We start from the raw sequence: 15,971 nt of genomic DNA, 5'->3' as shown, positions 1-15,971 counted from the left end.
CTTTACTCAGGTTCGTATCGACTTGCGCCCATATCTACTTTATACTCACTAGCAAAAACAACCTCTTCATCTTCCAACCGCTGCTTCTGCTCAAAACTCCCCTCTTCATCCTTGATGGCTATCTCCCCTTTGGCATTTACGACTCGATGCCAAGGTAGTTCATATTTCGAACTCATTGTATGTAAGATGCGAACGACCTGGCGTGCACCTCTTGGGCTGCCAGCATGTTTGGCTATTTGTCCATAGCTCATAACTTTTCCTTCTGGAATATCTCTAATAATATGAATTACGCTTTTCGTAAATGGTTTCATATTCAATGGTTCTTCCTTTCATAAGAAAAAAGCAGACTACGTGAGCCTGCTTAATCTGTCATTAATGGATGATTCAGTACATTATAGGATTCATCTTTGTTATGAATTTCATTACCGTCCTGGAATACACTCTCGAAGAATCGATTTGCTGGTTCAGCGAGTTCTTTGTAGTAGTCGCTGAAAAGCATAGCTGCGTGGTTGCCATACCATTTTTCAGGCAATAACTCTTCTGGTAGTCCTGGGTCAACGAATAAGAATTTCCGATATTCGTGAACGAGCTTTGTGCGTTCAACAAAACATTCGGCGTCAGTCATTTCGCCTTTTTTTATTTTGTTACGGTCAATAATGAACTTTTGACTATAATGCGCGATAAAGTCATTGTATTTTTCATTGATGTCTTCTAAGTCCCAGCTCTTCTCAACTAAACGTTGATTTTCCCCTGGACCGTCGTAAGAGGCAATGAAAAAGTCGATGTAATCGGAGATCTCATATTTTTGAATGAGCGAGTGAACCTTATCATCCAGATTATTTGGGGAGATCCAACAACTCGGTGAAAGAGTGCCAAAACCGCTCCAAACAAGCTCTTTCCGCAATTCATCACGAATGCTTCGTTTTTCTTCAGGGATTGTGTAAAGGAGCATACGCCACTTTCCATCCCACTCATCCGGCTTGAATTTAAAAATACGTTTGGCCGCTTCGTCCATACGCTTCACACCATGTTCAGTAAGAGAATAATAGCTTTTGTTCCCTTTCTTTTCAGCTTTTAGCCATCCCTGCTTACTCATGCGTGAGACAGCTGCACGGACGGCTTGCTCGTTATGTCCAAACTCTTTTAAAAACCGAATTAAGCTTCCAATCCATATGTGATTGCCATAGTGGCGAATGTAGTCTCCATATAAGGTGAAAATCATTGATCGTGTATTCATGCCAACATCCCTTTACCGTTTTACAGTTAGAAACTATTTTATCAAATTTAAAATCTTGGAACAATGAAAGTCTGAAGTTCTTACTTCCCTTCGAATACAGGCTTCCGCTTTTCTTTAAACGCATCAAGAGCCTCGATCCGATCTGTTGTTGGAATTGTAACTTCATAGGCTTTAGACTCGATCGCCATGCCCGTTTGCAGATCCACTTCGACACCCTTACTGATCGCATATTTAGCTTGTTGAACTGCCACAGGCCCGTTTGCCATGATTTGTTCAGCCAATGTCTCAGAGGAGTGCATCAGATTATCTCTTCCTACAACCTTTAGAAGAATGCCGTATTCATACGCTTCTTCTGATGTTAATTTTTTAGCAGTCAAAATTAACTCTTTCGCCCTCATTTCACCGATTAAACGAGGTAAACGTTGCGTTCCACCCGCTCCAGGTATAATCGCCCAGCTTAGCTCAGTGAGACCCATTTTTGTATCATTTACTGCAATACGGAAGTCACAGGCAAGCATCAACTCAAACCCTCCACCAAATGCATAGCCATTAACTGCCGCGATTGTTGGTTGAGGTAATTCAGCTACTGCGTTAAAAACGTCACGAATCTTTTTGACGTTACGACGAACTTGCGCTTCCGTTAGTGTTCGTCTTTCCTTCAGATCTGCACCAGCACTAAATGCTTTTTCACCTGCTCCTGTAAAAATTACAACACGGACTTCAGGGTTCACGTGAATATCAGAAACGATCTCCCCTAATTGGTGTAAGGTATCATAATTAAAGCAGTTCAAAGCATCTGGTCGATTCAGTGTAACGTATGCAATGTGTTCTTTAATTTCATATTGGATTGAACTCAAAACTTTCCTCTCCTTCTTATACGTTTTCAACGATCGTGGCGATTCCTTGACCTACACCGACACACATTGTAGCGAGTCCGTACTCGACATCTTGCTTTTTCATTTCGTGAACTAGCGTTGTCAAGATACGAGCTCCGCTTGCGCCTAATGGGTGACCAAACGCAATAGCCCCTCCATTAACGTTTACACGAGAAGGATCTAATTCTAGTTGATTCATACATTCTAGTGATTGAGAGGCAAACGCTTCATTCAATTCGACTAATCCTAGTTGATCAATAGAGACGCCGGAACGTTGAATCGCTTTTCTCGTTGCATAGATAGGGCCTAATCCCATGACTGCAGGCTCTAGTCCAGCAGTAGCTGAGACTTTATATTTTGCAAGTGGTTTTAAGCCAAGTTCTTTCGCTTTATCTGCTGTCATAATGAGTAATGCAGAGGCACCATCATTGATACCAGACGCATTTCCTGCCGTGATTGTCCCCCCAGGGAAAAGAGGGTTAAGTTTTGCTAATTTTTCAGGTGTTGTGGTTGGTCTCGGATGTTCATCTTCTGATACCACAATTTCATTTCCTTTTCGGTCATGATAAGAGACTGGAACAATTTCCTCAGTGAAACGGCCAGTTTCCATCGCTGTTTTGGCTCTTTGCTGGCTCTCATATGCAAAAGCATCCTGATCCTCACGGGAGACATGATGCAGTTTTGCTACATTTTCAGCCGTTTCTGGCATAGAGTCTGTACCGTACATTTCGGCTAGCTTGTCATTTACAAAACGCCAGCCAATTGTCGTATCGAACATCTCCATATTGCCACGTGGGAATTCTTTTTCAGGTTTCCCCATCACATAGGGCGCACGTGTCATGCTTTCCGTACCACCAGCAATAAAGATATCCCCTTCTCCTACCATCACTGCACGGGCTGCATAGTTAACGGCATCTAAACCAGACCCACACAAACGATTAATCGTTGTACCTGCTACACCAACTGGAAGCCCTGCAAGTAAAGCAGACATACGAGCTACGTTTCGGTTGTCTTCACCTGCTTGGTTGGCGTTTCCTAAAATAACTTCTTCAAGTTCCTCAGCCGGTACGTCCGGATTTCGGTCTAAAAGTGCTTTAATGACAATCGCCCCTAAATCATCAGGTCGAATGGATTTAAGCGCTCCTTTGTACCGACCGATTGGCGTTCTCACAGCATCGACAATGACTACTTCTCTCATGTTTTTCACCCTTTCTATTCTGAGTAATCGTACACGCCTTTTCCTGTTTTGCGACCATGGCGGCCTGCTTTTACATATTGTTCAAGCAATGGCGCTGGACGATACTTTTCGCCAAGCTTTTCGTGTAGATATTTTAAGTTATTCAGACGAGCGTCTAATCCGACTAGATCACCGAGTTCAAAAGGCCCCATTGGGTAGTTCAATCCCATTTTGATTGCTTTATCGATCTCTTCAGGGGAACCTACACCTTCCTGCAGCATATAGAACGCTTCATTTCCGACTAGTGCACTAATTCGACTGGTCACAAAGCCAGGGAATTCGTTTACCACAACGGTTTCTTTCCCCATTTTTTCAGCAGTTTCTTTAATGACTTGTGCTGTTTCGTCTGATGTTTCTAGGCCACGGACAATTTCAACAAGTGGCATTTTATGTACAGGGTTGAAAAAGTGCATGGCGATGACCATTTCAGGTCGCTTCGTATAAGAACCGATTTCCGTTGGGCTCATCGTGGATGTGTTCGTTGCAAAATAACAAGACGCAGGTGCGTGCTCATCAATCGTGTTAAATACGCTTTGCTTGATTTCAGCTTTTTCAGGAACCGCTTCAATGATCAGATTTGCCTGACCTGCCGCTTCTGCTAGATTGGTAGAGTAAGAGAGATTGCTCTTTGACTTTTGCATATTTTCTTGTGTCAATTTCCCGCGATCAACACCTTTTTGGAAAATCGAGGAGAGTTCCTGTTCTGCGTTTTGTAGTTGTTCATCTTTTATATCTACAAGTGTGGTATTAAATCCGCCACAGGCACTGACATACGCTATTCCGCGCCCCATAACACCTGAGCCGATAACGACAACGTTTTGGATCATGATTTGTTCCTCCTTCATGTGATTAGAAGATGGTTACTGATATTTGTTCCGTTTATACGTTAAAAGAAAAAGAATGCAAACACAGCCACAGGGTGTGCTCGCATTCTTGTCACTTCGAAATCAAACGCCTACTAGATTCTTTGGACGATTTCCTTCCTATGAAAGAATGCTGATCATTTTGTATATAATCTAGTTCACGTCCAAATCCAGATTATTTCCCTTGAAAAGCTGGTTTACGTTTATCGATGAAAGCTTGAACGCCTTCTTCAAAATCATCAGTAAGTCCAGCAATGCGCTGACCATAGGCTTCTTTTTCTAAATATTCATCAAAGGTAATGTTCCAGCTTGCTTTGATTGAGCGTTTAATCAGCCCAATCGCTTTTGTCGGCATAGCGGCTAGTCGACCAGCAAACGCGTTTACTTCATCCTCCCAATTATCAGAAGACACAAGTTTCGTTAGGAGTCCGTATTGTTGAGCTGTCTCAGCAGAGATTTTATCGCCCAATACAGCCAATTCCATCGTTTTGGCCTCTCCGATCAATTTTGGTAAGTAATAAAGGTTAGCCGCATCTGGGACTAAGCCAATGTGAATGAACGCTTGGATGAAGCTCGATTTTTCTGAAGCAATTCGGAAGTCACATGCAAGAGCTAAACTAAATCCAGCTCCAGCTGCAACACCGTTTACTGCAGCGATAACAGGCTTCTCACAACGTTCGATCTCTCGCACCATTGGATGATAGTTATTGCGCAACACTTCACCAAAGTCAGCTGATTCTCCCACATCTTTTAAGTCTTGGCCTGAACAAAACGCTCGACCAGCTCCGGTTATGACAATGCAGCGAACGTCCGAGTCACCCGATGCTTGTTTAACAGCTTTACGTACATCATCATTTAGTTGTTTTGTAAAAGCATTAAGACTATCAGGACGGTTCAAGGTAATCGTCGCGACACCTTGGTCCACGTTATACAAAATGGTTTCGTACATGCGATCACCTCTACTTTCCTTTGAATTGCGGTTTACGTTTTTCGATAAATGCGTTCATACCTTCTGTTTGATCCTCTGATGAGAAGAGTAGGTAGAAGTTTTTACGTTCAAACTTCATGCCTTCATCCAGTGGGTAATCGACCGCCTTATCAACGGATTCTTTAATTAAGCGAACAGCTAAAGGAGGCTGTTTTGCTACTTTTTTAGCAAACTTCATGGTTTCTTCAATAAGGAGTTCAGGAGCAATTAAACGATTGACGATGCCATAGTGTATCGCTTCATCTGCTGACATCTTTTCTCCTGTCCACAACCATTCCAGTGCTTTTTTCTTGCCCATGATTTTCGTTAGATGTTGGGTTCCGCCAGCTCCTGGCATAACGCCAAGATTAACTTCTGGAAAACCGAACTGACTTGTTTCTGTAGCAAAAAGCATGTCACAGGATAAAGCCAATTCAAAGCCTCCACCTAGGGCAAATCCGTTCACAGCACCTATGACAGGCTTTTTCACCTGTAGCATTTGATCCCATTCAGCAAATTGATCCAAGAGTTCAAGGTCAATCGGAGAATCTTGGGCCATCTCATCGATATCTGCCCCAGCTGCAAAAGCGCGTCCTTTTCCGGTTAAAACGATAACTTTAACATGATCATCACGATCGAACTCCTTCATAGTAGATACGAGCTCTGACACCATACCTCGGTTAATCGCATTGAGTACCTCAGGACGATTTAACTCAATGAAACCAACGCCATCAATGATCGTCGTTTCAATGAATTCAAACTTACTCATCGATCTCTTCACCAATCATCATGGTTACAAGATCGCCTGCAAAACTCATCACATCTTTACCAGACGCTTTTGCTTCGTCCGTTTTCATTGCTTCTTGGAAAGCTTCCATAGAATCATAGTACATTTCCGCCATTAAATAGTACTTCGCTTCGCCTCCCATTGGAGAACCTAGCATCTTCGTAACTTTCATGTCGCGAAGTCCTGGGATTTTCGCAGTAATTGGACTGTGCGTGTTAAAGTAGTGCTCATCAAATGCTTCTTTATCTTCTGGGTGTTTGTACAATGCAATCATTTTAATCATTCGGATTCATCCCCTTTAAATTTTATGTAAAGTGAGGCCTTAGTAAAGCCTCACTCTTCCTACATGATTGTAGATACTGGTTTCATAGCTTCAAATGGATTTTTACAGCCTTTACAATACAAAATGCTTCGGCAGGCAGTTGGTCCAAAAATGTTTTCCATCGTGGTGTACGTGGATCCACAATACGGGCAATCTACGTGCCATTCCCCACTGTCGGAGTGCGTTGGTGGTGGTGCGATACCGAATTCACGTAAGCGCACATGTCCTTGCTCCGTAATCCGATCGGATGTCCAAGGTGGGTTGTTGATGAATTTCACCTCAACTGAATCGACGCCCTCAACTTTATAGAGAGCTTCTTCCACATTCTTTTGAATGATTTCGAGTGCAGGGCAGCCCATAAAAGTCGGCAACATTTTGACGGAGACATGCCCATCTTCAAAAGATACATCCTCTACCATTCCTAAATCGATCACACTCACTGTATCGATTTCAGGATCTTTTACAGATTCCAAACTCGTCATCACACTGTCTTTCACTAGAGTCATAGATTCTTCGCCTCCTTTTCATGATATTTCTTAGTTGCGAGGCGTATTACCATGTAGCGGCAGGATCTTGGCGATACACTTCAGTTAACGTGTCAATTGCAGAATCTAAATCCTCAGTGTGTTCACCTGCTCGCCCATTTCCACGCTTCATGCCAAGTGCTTTAGGCATCTCTATATTTAATGATTCAAATATAGGTTTTATTTCTTGTAACCATCTTTTTCGTTGGAATTCTTCTCCTTCAATCAATCCGTGCTTAGTGATTTCATCTTCTTTGGGTCCTAGGGTTAGAACGCCTCCGAAATCTTCAAGTACGGTTTCTACTGCTGTTAACATGCGTTCGCGCGCCTCTCCCTGTGTGCCGGTAAGCTGCATGAACCAAGTTTTCCAGTGCATGTGGTGGTAGTACAACTCCATGTTCACCTTCACAGCTACATGCTGCAGTGGTTCATAGGATGATTGTTTTACAGATTCCATTCGAATTTTCTTTGCTAGTGTATAGAAGTAGTGACGAACAACGGCAAAAGCCCAGTCATAGCGTGGCTCTTTCAAATAATGTCCAGGTCCATTCACTTCTTCTAAAATGATGGCGTTTTTGCGTTCAGCTGGTGTACGGCCATGTGCTAAGTGATCAGCATCGCCTTCACCTAGCTCCTCTAATAGTTGATAAAACATCGTAGCGTGCCCCATCGTATCCTGACTGATAGATGAAAAAGCTACATCTTCCTCAATGTGGGGAGCTAATCCAAGCCATTCTGAGCCACGGTAAGCGACGATAAAATCATCATCTGCTAACTGGTACAATAGCTCAGTTAACGCACTTTTATAGGATGCATCTTGTTTTGCTTCTTCTACGGTTTTCATTAGTCATCCCCTCCCCATGAAAGGATCTCTTTTTCATCAAGCATGTTTTGCTCGTAGTCACGCCATTTCTTTTTCAAATAGCCGTACCCTTTCGTATTTCGGTAGTCCTTGTTATCTAAGCGTTGAAGCCCTTCACGTTCCTCCTGATCCAGCATGCGAATATCTGAACGTTTCACAACCCAGATATCAGCTACTGGCTCACGTCTCATGAAGTTCTCCTGCGCCATTACGATTGCTAATTCTTCATTCGGTGCCAGTAAGCTGAATTGGTGCTGGAAAGGAGATTTAAATGTACGCTTACTAAACACTTCAAATTCTTGGTAAAACCCTTTACCTGTTTCGTCCATAAAAAGACCTCCTCACATTTATGTCTAGTTCGATTAGATTGCTTGATTATCTGGACTAAGTGCTTTGCGGACCCAAGCGTTTTGATCGTATGCGTTTTTGCGCAGGTCAAGGCGATCCTTCGATTTTGGTCCGTTGTTTTTCACGATATTCTTAAATTCATTCCAGTCTGGCTGCTGGTACACCCATGTTTCATTTTCTTTGTCATAGTGCATCGTTTCATCTGGAATCTCTAAGCCAAGAGAAAGGATTCTCGGAACATATTTTGAAAAGAAATCCTGACGAAGCTGTTCATTGGTCTTGGAACGGATTTTGTATTTAACCGTGATATCTTGCTTAGATGAACCTGTTGTATCTGCTGATGCAGGCCCGAAGAACATAAGCAAGGAATCCCACCAGCGATTTAGCGAATCTTGGATAAGCGCCTTTTGCTCCTCTGTTCCTTCAGCAAGTGCCATGATGATCGCTTCACCATGCTGTGCGTGGAAAACTTCCTCTGCACAAATCCGTTGAAGTGCTCGTGCGTATGGTCCATAAGATGCTTTTAACATGTTCGTTTGCGTCATAATCGCCGCTCCATCAACAAGCCAGCCGATTAAACCAGCATCTCCCCAAGTTGGTGCAGGCATATGGAAAACGTTGTGGAACTTCAGACGACCTGTAAATAGATCCTGCATGATGTCTTCACGGTTTCTTCCGTAAGGCTTCATGAGATCCTCAGCTACGCGTAGTAACAGCTGACCATGCCCCATTTCGTCTTGGACCTTAGCCATAATGCCTAATTTACGACGTAGAGTAGGCGCTTTCGGAACCCATTCTTTCTCAGGAAGTGCGCCCATGATCTCACTAATTCCGTGCATGGAAATCAGTTTGATTAACGTTTGGCGGTACTCCTCTGGCATCCAATCATCTGCTTCAATTTTTTCTCCTGCTTCAATACGCTTCATAAAATGCTCATACTTCTCTTCATCTGACAAACGCTCAAATGATGTTAAGACATCCATTTTATGACCTCCTCTTATTTCATTACATCAAAATTACGATGTTAAATCTTTATGTTACATAACTGAGAACAACTTGAGAGATTTGTTAGTCTGGATAGGCTCGGGCTATTTTCTTTATGTAGGTTGGTGGCAACGAATGTAATAAGTTATGTTGATTGACTAGAGCTTGTTTTAAAGCGCTTTCATTTTTGTTTTGAAAATAAGCCACACCCAAGCGAACTTTCGTATGACAAAAATAATTCGTTCTATTGTATTTGTGTAATATCTTTATCATAACCTTACCTTTTAAGTGGGTTTCTGTCAATCTATTTATCTGAAAATTTTGATGAATGGTTTGGTGTGGGTGGGTACGGGGCTCGGCTCGGGTTTAGGTGCTCGTATCTTGGGTTCGGGCGATCGTATCTCCGGTTCAGGCGCTCGCATCTCCAGTTCAGGCGCTCGTACCTCCGATTCAGGCGCTCGCATTCCGGGTTCAGGCGATCGCTTCTCCGATTCAGGCGATCGCATCTCCGGTTCAGGCGATCGCATCTCGGATTCAGGCGCTCGCATCTCGGATTCAAGCGCTCGCATCTCCGGTTCAGGCGCTCGCATCTCCGGTTCAGGCGCTCTGATCCTGGGTTCAGGCGCTCGCATTCCCGGTTCAGGCGATCGCATCTCCGGTTCAGGCGATCGCAACTCTGATTCAGGCGCTCGCATCTCCGGTTCAGGCGCTCCCACCTCCGATTCAGGCGCTCGCATCCCCGATTCAGGCGCTCCCACCTCCGATTCAGGCGCTCCCACCTCCGATTCAGGCGCTCGCATCTCAGATTCAGGCGCTCGTATCTCAGATTCAGGCGCTCCCACCCCAGATTCAGGCGCAACACAAAAAAAGCCTAGCCTCCAACCCGGAGACTAGACCCTCATCTTATGATGGCAAGTAAGAAACACCCATTAAATATTCATCTACCTCATGAGCAACTTCACGACCTTCGTTAATCGCCCACACAATCAAGCTTTGCCCTCTTCTGGCGTCGCCTGCAGCAAATACGCCTTCTACACTAGTTGTGTACTCTCCATACTTCGCATCCACGCAGCTTCTTTCAGTCGTATTGACATCGAAATGTTTTAATACAGGCTGTTCAGGACCTTCGAAGCCAATGGCGATGAATACGTGTTGGGCAGGCCAGATTTGTTCTGTTCCTGGAATTTCGCGATGAACAAATCCTCTTTCTTCGTCTTTCACCTTTTCCAGTTGGATCGTGTGAAGTTCTTTCAAAGCACCGTTTTCATCTGTTACGAATTCTTTTGTTTGAATAGAGTAACGGCGCGGGTCTTTTCCGAACTCACCCTCTGCCTCTTTATAGGCGTAATCCAATGTGTACACATCTGGTGGCTCTGGCCATAAGTTATCCTCAGTACGCTTAAGTGGCTTTTGAGGGTGTTTGCCAAATTGCACAACACTCTTACATTTTTGTCGAAGAGCTGTGGCAACACAGTCAGCTCCTGTGTCTCCTCCACCGATTACAATAACGTCTTTTCCTTCAACATTAATATATTGATCTTGAGTATCTTCATTAAATAACTTTTGTGTTGAGGCTGTTAGGTAATCCATCGCAAAATGGATACCTTTAGCGTCACGTCCAGGAATGTTCATATCACGTTGCTTTTGAGCTCCTGTACATAAAATTACAGCATCGTGTTGATTTTGTAATTCTTCAGCGGTAATATCCTTACCAACCTCTGTATTCGTTACAATTTGAATCTCTTCTTGCTCTAACAAATCAATACGGCGTTGTACGATATCTTTTTCTAACTTCATGTTAGGGATGCCGTACGTTAACAATCCACCAGCACGGTTTGAACGTTCATAAACCGTTACGGAATGGCCTGCTTGGTTGAGTTGGTCTGCAGCAGCTAAGCCTGCTGGACCTGAACCAATAACGGCTACACGTTTCCCTGTTCTAGCTTCAGGGATGCGAGGGGTGATCCACCCATTTTCGAAACCTTTATCGATAATGGTACGTTCGATATCCTTAATGGCTACCGCTGGGTCAGAAATTGCTAGTGTACACCCACCTTCACAAGGGGCGGGGCAAACCCGCCCTGTGAATTCAGGGAAATTGTTTGTTTTTTGGAGCTTTTCTAAAGCTTCCTTCCACCTTCCACGATAGACAAGGTCGTTCCATTCCGGGATCAGATTGTTGATTGGGCACCCTGTTGCCACACCCTTAATCTCCATCCCTGTGTGACAGAAAGGAGTTCCGCAATCCATACAGCGAGCTCCTTGCCTTTTCATTTCCTCATCCGAGAAAGGGGCAACGTATTCATTCCAGTCTTTTATACGTTCACCAGGGCTTCTTTCTGCTGCTTCTTCACGTGCGATTTCCATGAATCCAGTTGCTTTCCCCATTTACCTCTCTCCTTTCTTACTTCCCTGCTAAAACAGGTTTGTTTGTAGATGGTTTTCCTTTTGAAAACTTTTCTTGAAATGCGCTTAAGCTCGCTTCTTTATCAGATAAACCGCCAGCTCTTTTCGCTTCGATTTGTTGTAGCATTTGCTTAAAGTCATGTGGGATTACTTTAACAAACTTCGGTACGGATTCTTTCCAATTACTGAGCAGCTTACCTGCTTGAAGACTACCTGTATGGTCCCAATGAGCTTGAATCATCGAATGAACTTCAGTAATTTCTTCAAGGTCTGACAATTGTTCAAAGTCGATCAATTCTTGGTTACAAAGCGATTTAAACGCTTCATGATCTTCCGTTAATACATAAGCGACGCCACCTGACATACCAGCTGCAAAGTTTTTACCAACGTCACCTAAAACGACTACACGGCCGCCTGTCATATATTCACATCCGTGATCTCCGATTCCTTCGACCACGACATTTGCTCCACTATTACGAACAGCAAATCGTTCTCCTGCTCGACCATTAATATACGCTTCGCCATCTGTAGCGCCGTAAAAGGCAACATTTCCGATAATGACATCATCGCTAGACTGCGGCACGTCATTTGGTTTTGAAACGGCGATCTTACCGCCAGATAAGCCTTTTCCAACATAGTCGTTCGCGTCACCCGTTAATAGAAGGGAAAGGCCTTTTGGAACGAATGCACCAAAGCTCTGACCCGCTGATCCTCTAAAACGTAGTGAAATTGTATCTGCAGGCAATCCCTCTTCACCGTAACGTTTGGAGATTTCACTTCCGACGATTGTACCTACAGTTCGGTTAATATTTTTAATTGGGAAATCTGCTTTGATTGGCTTTTTCGTTTTGATAGCCCCGGAAACTTTAGGAAGGATTCTCTCTACATCCAGCGTTTGATCGATACCGTGATTTTGCTCTTTTTGACAAGTACGAGCTCCATCTGGTTGATAAATTAGTTTGGATAGATCAAGATTCTTCCCTTTCCAATGTGCTTTGGCACGGTCACTTACATCTAATACATCCGTACGACCTACCATTTCTTCTACAGTACGGAATCCGAGCTCTGCCATAATTTCACGCATTTCTTCTGCAACAAAATACATGTAATTTACGATGTGATCCGCTTGCCCCGTAAATTTCTTACGTAGTTCTGGGCTTTGGGTTGCAACCCCAACTGGACATGTATCCTTATGACAAACACGCATCATAATACAGCCAAGAACTACTAATGGAGCCGTTGCAAAGCCATATTCTTCTGCTCCTAACAAAGAAGCCATAACAACATCTTTACCTGTCATCAGTTTTCCGTCCGTCTCTAACGTCACTCGATCGCGAAGACCGTTTAACATTAGTGTTTGATGCGTTTCTGATAAGCCTAGCTCCCATGGTAGACCTGCGTGCTTAATACTCGTTTTCGGTGATGCTCCGGTACCTCCATCATAACCACTCACGGCGATCACATCGGCTGCACCTTTTGCTACACCAGCAGCGATTGTACCAATTCCGGATTTAGCAACCAGCTTCACACTAATACGTGCGTCTCGGTTTGAGTTCTTCAAGTCGTAAATCAGTTGTGCAAGATCCTCGATGGAATAAATATCGTGATGTGGCGGTGGTGAAATCAATCCCACACCCGGAGTTGAACCTCGGACATCACCAATCCATGGATAAACTTTTTTACCAGGAAGCTGACCACCTTCACCAGGCTTCGCTCCTTGAGCTACTTTGATTTGAAGCTCTTCAGCATTCACAAGATAATGACTTTTTACTCCAAAGCGACCAGAAGCAATTTGTTTAATAGCACTTCTACGAAGGTCTCCGTTCTCATCCGGTTTGAATCGGTCTGCGTCTTCCCCACCTTCACCGCTATTACTCTTGCCTCCAATTCGGTTCATCGCAATCGCTAAAGCTTCATGCGCTTCTTGGCTTAAGGAACCGTAAGACATCGCTCCGGTTTTAAAACGCTGAACGATGGAATCAGTAGACTCTACCTCTTCTATAGGAATAGATGGCGATTCTTCCTTAAAGGTAAATAAGTTTCTCAGAAAACTCATACGCTCTTCGTTAGCGGCTTCAGAGTATTCCTTAAATAATTCATAATCGTTTCTACGACAAGCCCACTGTAATTTGTGAATGGTAGTTGGATTAAAGGCATGAAACTCTCCATTTTTTCTCCATTGGAAGTCACTGCCGGATTCTAATGTTTGATTAAACGTATCTCGATAAGCTACCTCATGTCTCTCTTTCGCTTCTTTTGCAATAATATCGAGATCGATTCCATCTAGCTGTGACACTGTACCAGTAAAGTAACGATCAATAACTTTTTGACTGATCCCTAAAGCTTCAAATATTTGAGCTCCTCGGTAACTTTGGATCGTTGAAATTCCCATCTTGGACATAACTTTTACGATACCTGTTGTTACATTTTCTCGATATTTCTGGACCGCTTCAGTCTCAGAAATATTTAATGCTTCATCATCTTCAACTGTCTGGGCTAACGTTTCATAAGCTAGATACGGATAGATTGCATCAGCCCCGTAACCAATTAAAGCAGCAAAATGGTGTACCTCTCTCGCTTCACCCGACTCGACTATAATGCTCACTTCAGTACGCTTACGTTCACGAACGAGATGTTGGTGCAATGCGCTTGTTGCTAATAATGTTGGTACAGGAACTTGTGTCTCGCTCATGTTCCGGTCAGATACAACAAGTAAATTCACACCGTCATCAATTGCTTTCTCTGCTTCCTCACAAATCTCTTCTAACTCCGCTTCAAGATCATCAACAAATAAAGCATCTATAATTCGGCTCTTAAATTCTGGATATTTATCTCTTTCGATTTGTCTGAATTGGCCTTCTGACAGAACTGGTGAATCAATTCGAAGACGATGACAGTTATCCTCACCCGGATGTAAAATGTCTCCTTCAGCACCTAGATAGGTAATCGTAGAGGTCACGAGTTTCTCACGAATAGAATCAATCGGAGGGTTTGTGACTTGGGCAAATAGCTGCTTGAAATAGTTGAATAATGATTGAGGACGATCAGACAATACCGCAAGTGGAGCATCATTCCCCATTGCTCCCACTGGGTCTTTGCCTTCTGTAATCATTGGAATCAGGTATTTATGAATGTCTTCATATGTGTACCCGAAAGCATGTTGGCGAGTGAATACATCAGGTACTGATTTACTTTCAGCTTCTGCATCCTCTTCATTTAAGCGAACCAAGTTTTCATCTAGCCATTCCTGATAAGGATAAGCTTGAGCTACATCCGACTTCACCTCATCATCTGAAATAATACGCTCTTGCTCTAAATCAATCAGAAGCATCTTACCTGGGCTCAATCTGTTTTTATATACGATATCCTCTTCTTCCACATCAATGACGCCCGTTTCAGAGGAATAGATAATCATATCATCTTTTGTGACATAGTAGCGAGCAGGTCTAAGTCCATTACGGTCTAAAATAGCTCCTATTTGCTTGCCATCTGTAAATGTGATGGATGTAGGACCATCCCAAGGCTCCATGAGTGTACTATGGTATTCATAGAAAGCTTTCTTTTCAGGACTCATATTTTCATTTTGAGACCATGGTTCAGGAATCAACATCATAGCTGCGTGTGCTGGTGAACGCCCAGCCAAAACAAAGAATTCAAATGCGTTATCTAATACCGATGAGTCACTTCCACTCTGATCTAAAATCGGTAAAAGCTTCTTAAAGTCATCCCCAAATGCATCAGAGACCATTTCTCTTTCGCGCGCCCTCATCCAATTGATATTTCCTCGTAATGTGTTGATTTCACCATTATGAATGATATAACGGTTCGGGTGTGCACGCTCCCAGCTTGGAAACGTGTTTGTACTATAACGTGAATGGACTAATGAAAATGCAGATACGAAATCTTCGTCTTGAAGATCCTCGTAAAACGCATCTACTTGCTCTGGTAAAAGCAAACCTTTATACACAATGGTTTGACTTGAGAAGCTTGGAAAATAAAAATCTCGCCCCTCATTTTTAGCCCAGTACTCGATTTGCTTTCGAATCACATATAATTTTCTCTCAAAAGCTAATTCATCTTGAAAATCTTCACTTGCGCCAACAAAAACCTGGCGTACAATTGGGCAGCTTTTTTGTGCTCCAATTCCGATTTTTCCGACATTTATAGGTACAGTTCTCCAGCCAAGAACCTTTTGCCCCTCTTTTTCTATAACTTCATTGATTCGTTCCTCTTCAGCGATTCGTTCTTCATCGTCTGAGAAGAAGAGCATCCCAACACCGTAATGTCCCTTGGAAGGTAAATTCATTTCCGTACACGTTTTCTGGAAAAATTGATCAGGGATTTGCACTAGTAACCCTGCTCCGTCTCCAGTGAAAGGATCACTTCCTTGACCGCCACGGTGATCCAACTGACAAAGCATATGCAATCCTTTCTTTACAATATCATGGGTTGCTTCACCTTTTATCGATGCGTAAAGCCCAATCCCACATGCATCATGCTCTAATTCCGGGTGGTAAAGACCTTGGGAATTTGGTATCTGATTGTACTTCATAATATAC

The 15,971-nt window shown here is 43.3% G+C and carries 14 protein-coding genes; all 14 read right to left on the bottom strand.

Annotation, left to right across the window (positions count from 1 at the left end):
- Nucleotides 1–2 precede the first annotated feature (2 nt).
- A complete protein-coding gene (locus H514_RS0106695) occupies nucleotides 3–311 on the bottom strand; it encodes an MGMT family protein (protein WP_027446271.1) in 309 nt (102 codons plus the stop codon).
- Nucleotides 312–361: 50 nt separating this feature from the next.
- Nucleotides 362–1,237, bottom strand: coding sequence for a phenylacetic acid degradation operon negative regulatory protein PaaX (paaX, locus tag H514_RS0106690; protein ID WP_027446270.1), 876 nt, complete (start codon nucleotides 1,235–1,237; stop codon nucleotides 362–364).
- 80 nt (nucleotides 1,238–1,317) lie between these two features.
- A complete protein-coding gene (locus H514_RS0106685; RefSeq protein WP_027446269.1) occupies nucleotides 1,318–2,094 on the bottom strand; it encodes an enoyl-CoA hydratase-related protein in 777 nt (258 codons plus the stop codon).
- Nucleotides 2,095–2,110: 16 nt separating this feature from the next.
- Entirely contained in the window at nucleotides 2,111–3,310 is a 1,200-nt protein-coding gene (locus H514_RS0106680) for an acetyl-CoA C-acyltransferase (protein WP_027446268.1), read from the bottom strand.
- Between the two features lie 14 nt (nucleotides 3,311–3,324).
- Nucleotides 3,325–4,176, bottom strand: coding sequence for a 3-hydroxyacyl-CoA dehydrogenase (locus tag H514_RS0106675; RefSeq protein ID WP_027446267.1), 852 nt, complete (start codon nucleotides 4,174–4,176; stop codon nucleotides 3,325–3,327).
- Between the two features lie 211 nt (nucleotides 4,177–4,387).
- Nucleotides 4,388–5,161, bottom strand: coding sequence for an enoyl-CoA hydratase-related protein (locus tag H514_RS0106670; protein WP_027446266.1), 774 nt, complete (start codon nucleotides 5,159–5,161; stop codon nucleotides 4,388–4,390).
- A 10-nt stretch (nucleotides 5,162–5,171) separates the two neighbouring features.
- Nucleotides 5,172–5,948, bottom strand: coding sequence for an enoyl-CoA hydratase/isomerase family protein (locus H514_RS0106665; protein ID WP_027446265.1), 777 nt, complete (start codon nucleotides 5,946–5,948; stop codon nucleotides 5,172–5,174).
- The gene (locus H514_RS0106660; protein ID WP_027446264.1) at nucleotides 5,941–6,249 is read right to left on the bottom strand and encodes an EthD family reductase; all 309 of its coding nucleotides are present in this window, start codon (nucleotides 6,247–6,249) and stop codon (nucleotides 5,941–5,943) included. The genes H514_RS0106665 and H514_RS0106660 overlap by 8 nt, the downstream gene beginning before the upstream one ends.
- Nucleotides 6,250–6,308: 59 nt before the next feature.
- A complete protein-coding gene (gene paaD, locus H514_RS0106655) occupies nucleotides 6,309–6,794 on the bottom strand; it encodes a 1,2-phenylacetyl-CoA epoxidase subunit PaaD (RefSeq protein ID WP_027446263.1) in 486 nt (161 codons plus the stop codon).
- Between the two features lie 46 nt (nucleotides 6,795–6,840).
- Nucleotides 6,841–7,656 (bottom strand): 1,2-phenylacetyl-CoA epoxidase subunit PaaC, encoded by an 816-nt coding sequence (paaC, locus tag H514_RS0106650; RefSeq protein ID WP_027446262.1) that lies wholly within the window; start codon nucleotides 7,654–7,656, stop codon nucleotides 6,841–6,843.
- Nucleotides 7,656–8,003, bottom strand: a complete 348-nt coding sequence (paaB, locus tag H514_RS0106645) for a 1,2-phenylacetyl-CoA epoxidase subunit PaaB (RefSeq protein WP_027446261.1) — start codon at nucleotides 8,001–8,003, stop codon at nucleotides 7,656–7,658. The genes paaC and paaB overlap by 1 nt, the downstream gene beginning before the upstream one ends.
- Before the next feature lie 33 nt (nucleotides 8,004–8,036).
- A complete protein-coding gene (gene paaA / locus H514_RS0106640; RefSeq protein WP_027446260.1) occupies nucleotides 8,037–9,005 on the bottom strand; it encodes a 1,2-phenylacetyl-CoA epoxidase subunit PaaA in 969 nt (322 codons plus the stop codon).
- A 904-nt stretch (nucleotides 9,006–9,909) separates the two neighbouring features.
- Entirely contained in the window at nucleotides 9,910–11,394 is a 1,485-nt protein-coding gene (locus H514_RS0106630) for a glutamate synthase subunit beta (protein WP_027446259.1), read from the bottom strand.
- Between the two features lie 16 nt (nucleotides 11,395–11,410).
- Complete coding sequence (gene gltB, locus H514_RS0106625; protein WP_027446258.1) at nucleotides 11,411–15,964, bottom strand: glutamate synthase large subunit; 4,554 nt, start codon at nucleotides 15,962–15,964, stop codon at nucleotides 11,411–11,413.
- Nucleotides 15,965–15,971 lie beyond the last annotated feature (7 nt).

Origin of the sequence: Pontibacillus marinus BH030004 = DSM 16465, from assembly GCF_000425225.1 — a bacterium.
Taxonomy (GTDB): domain Bacteria; phylum Bacillota; class Bacilli; order Bacillales; family BH030062; genus Pontibacillus; species Pontibacillus marinus.
Note: the sequence above shows the minus strand (reverse complement) of the source record. Positions and strands in the feature narration are given on the sequence as shown.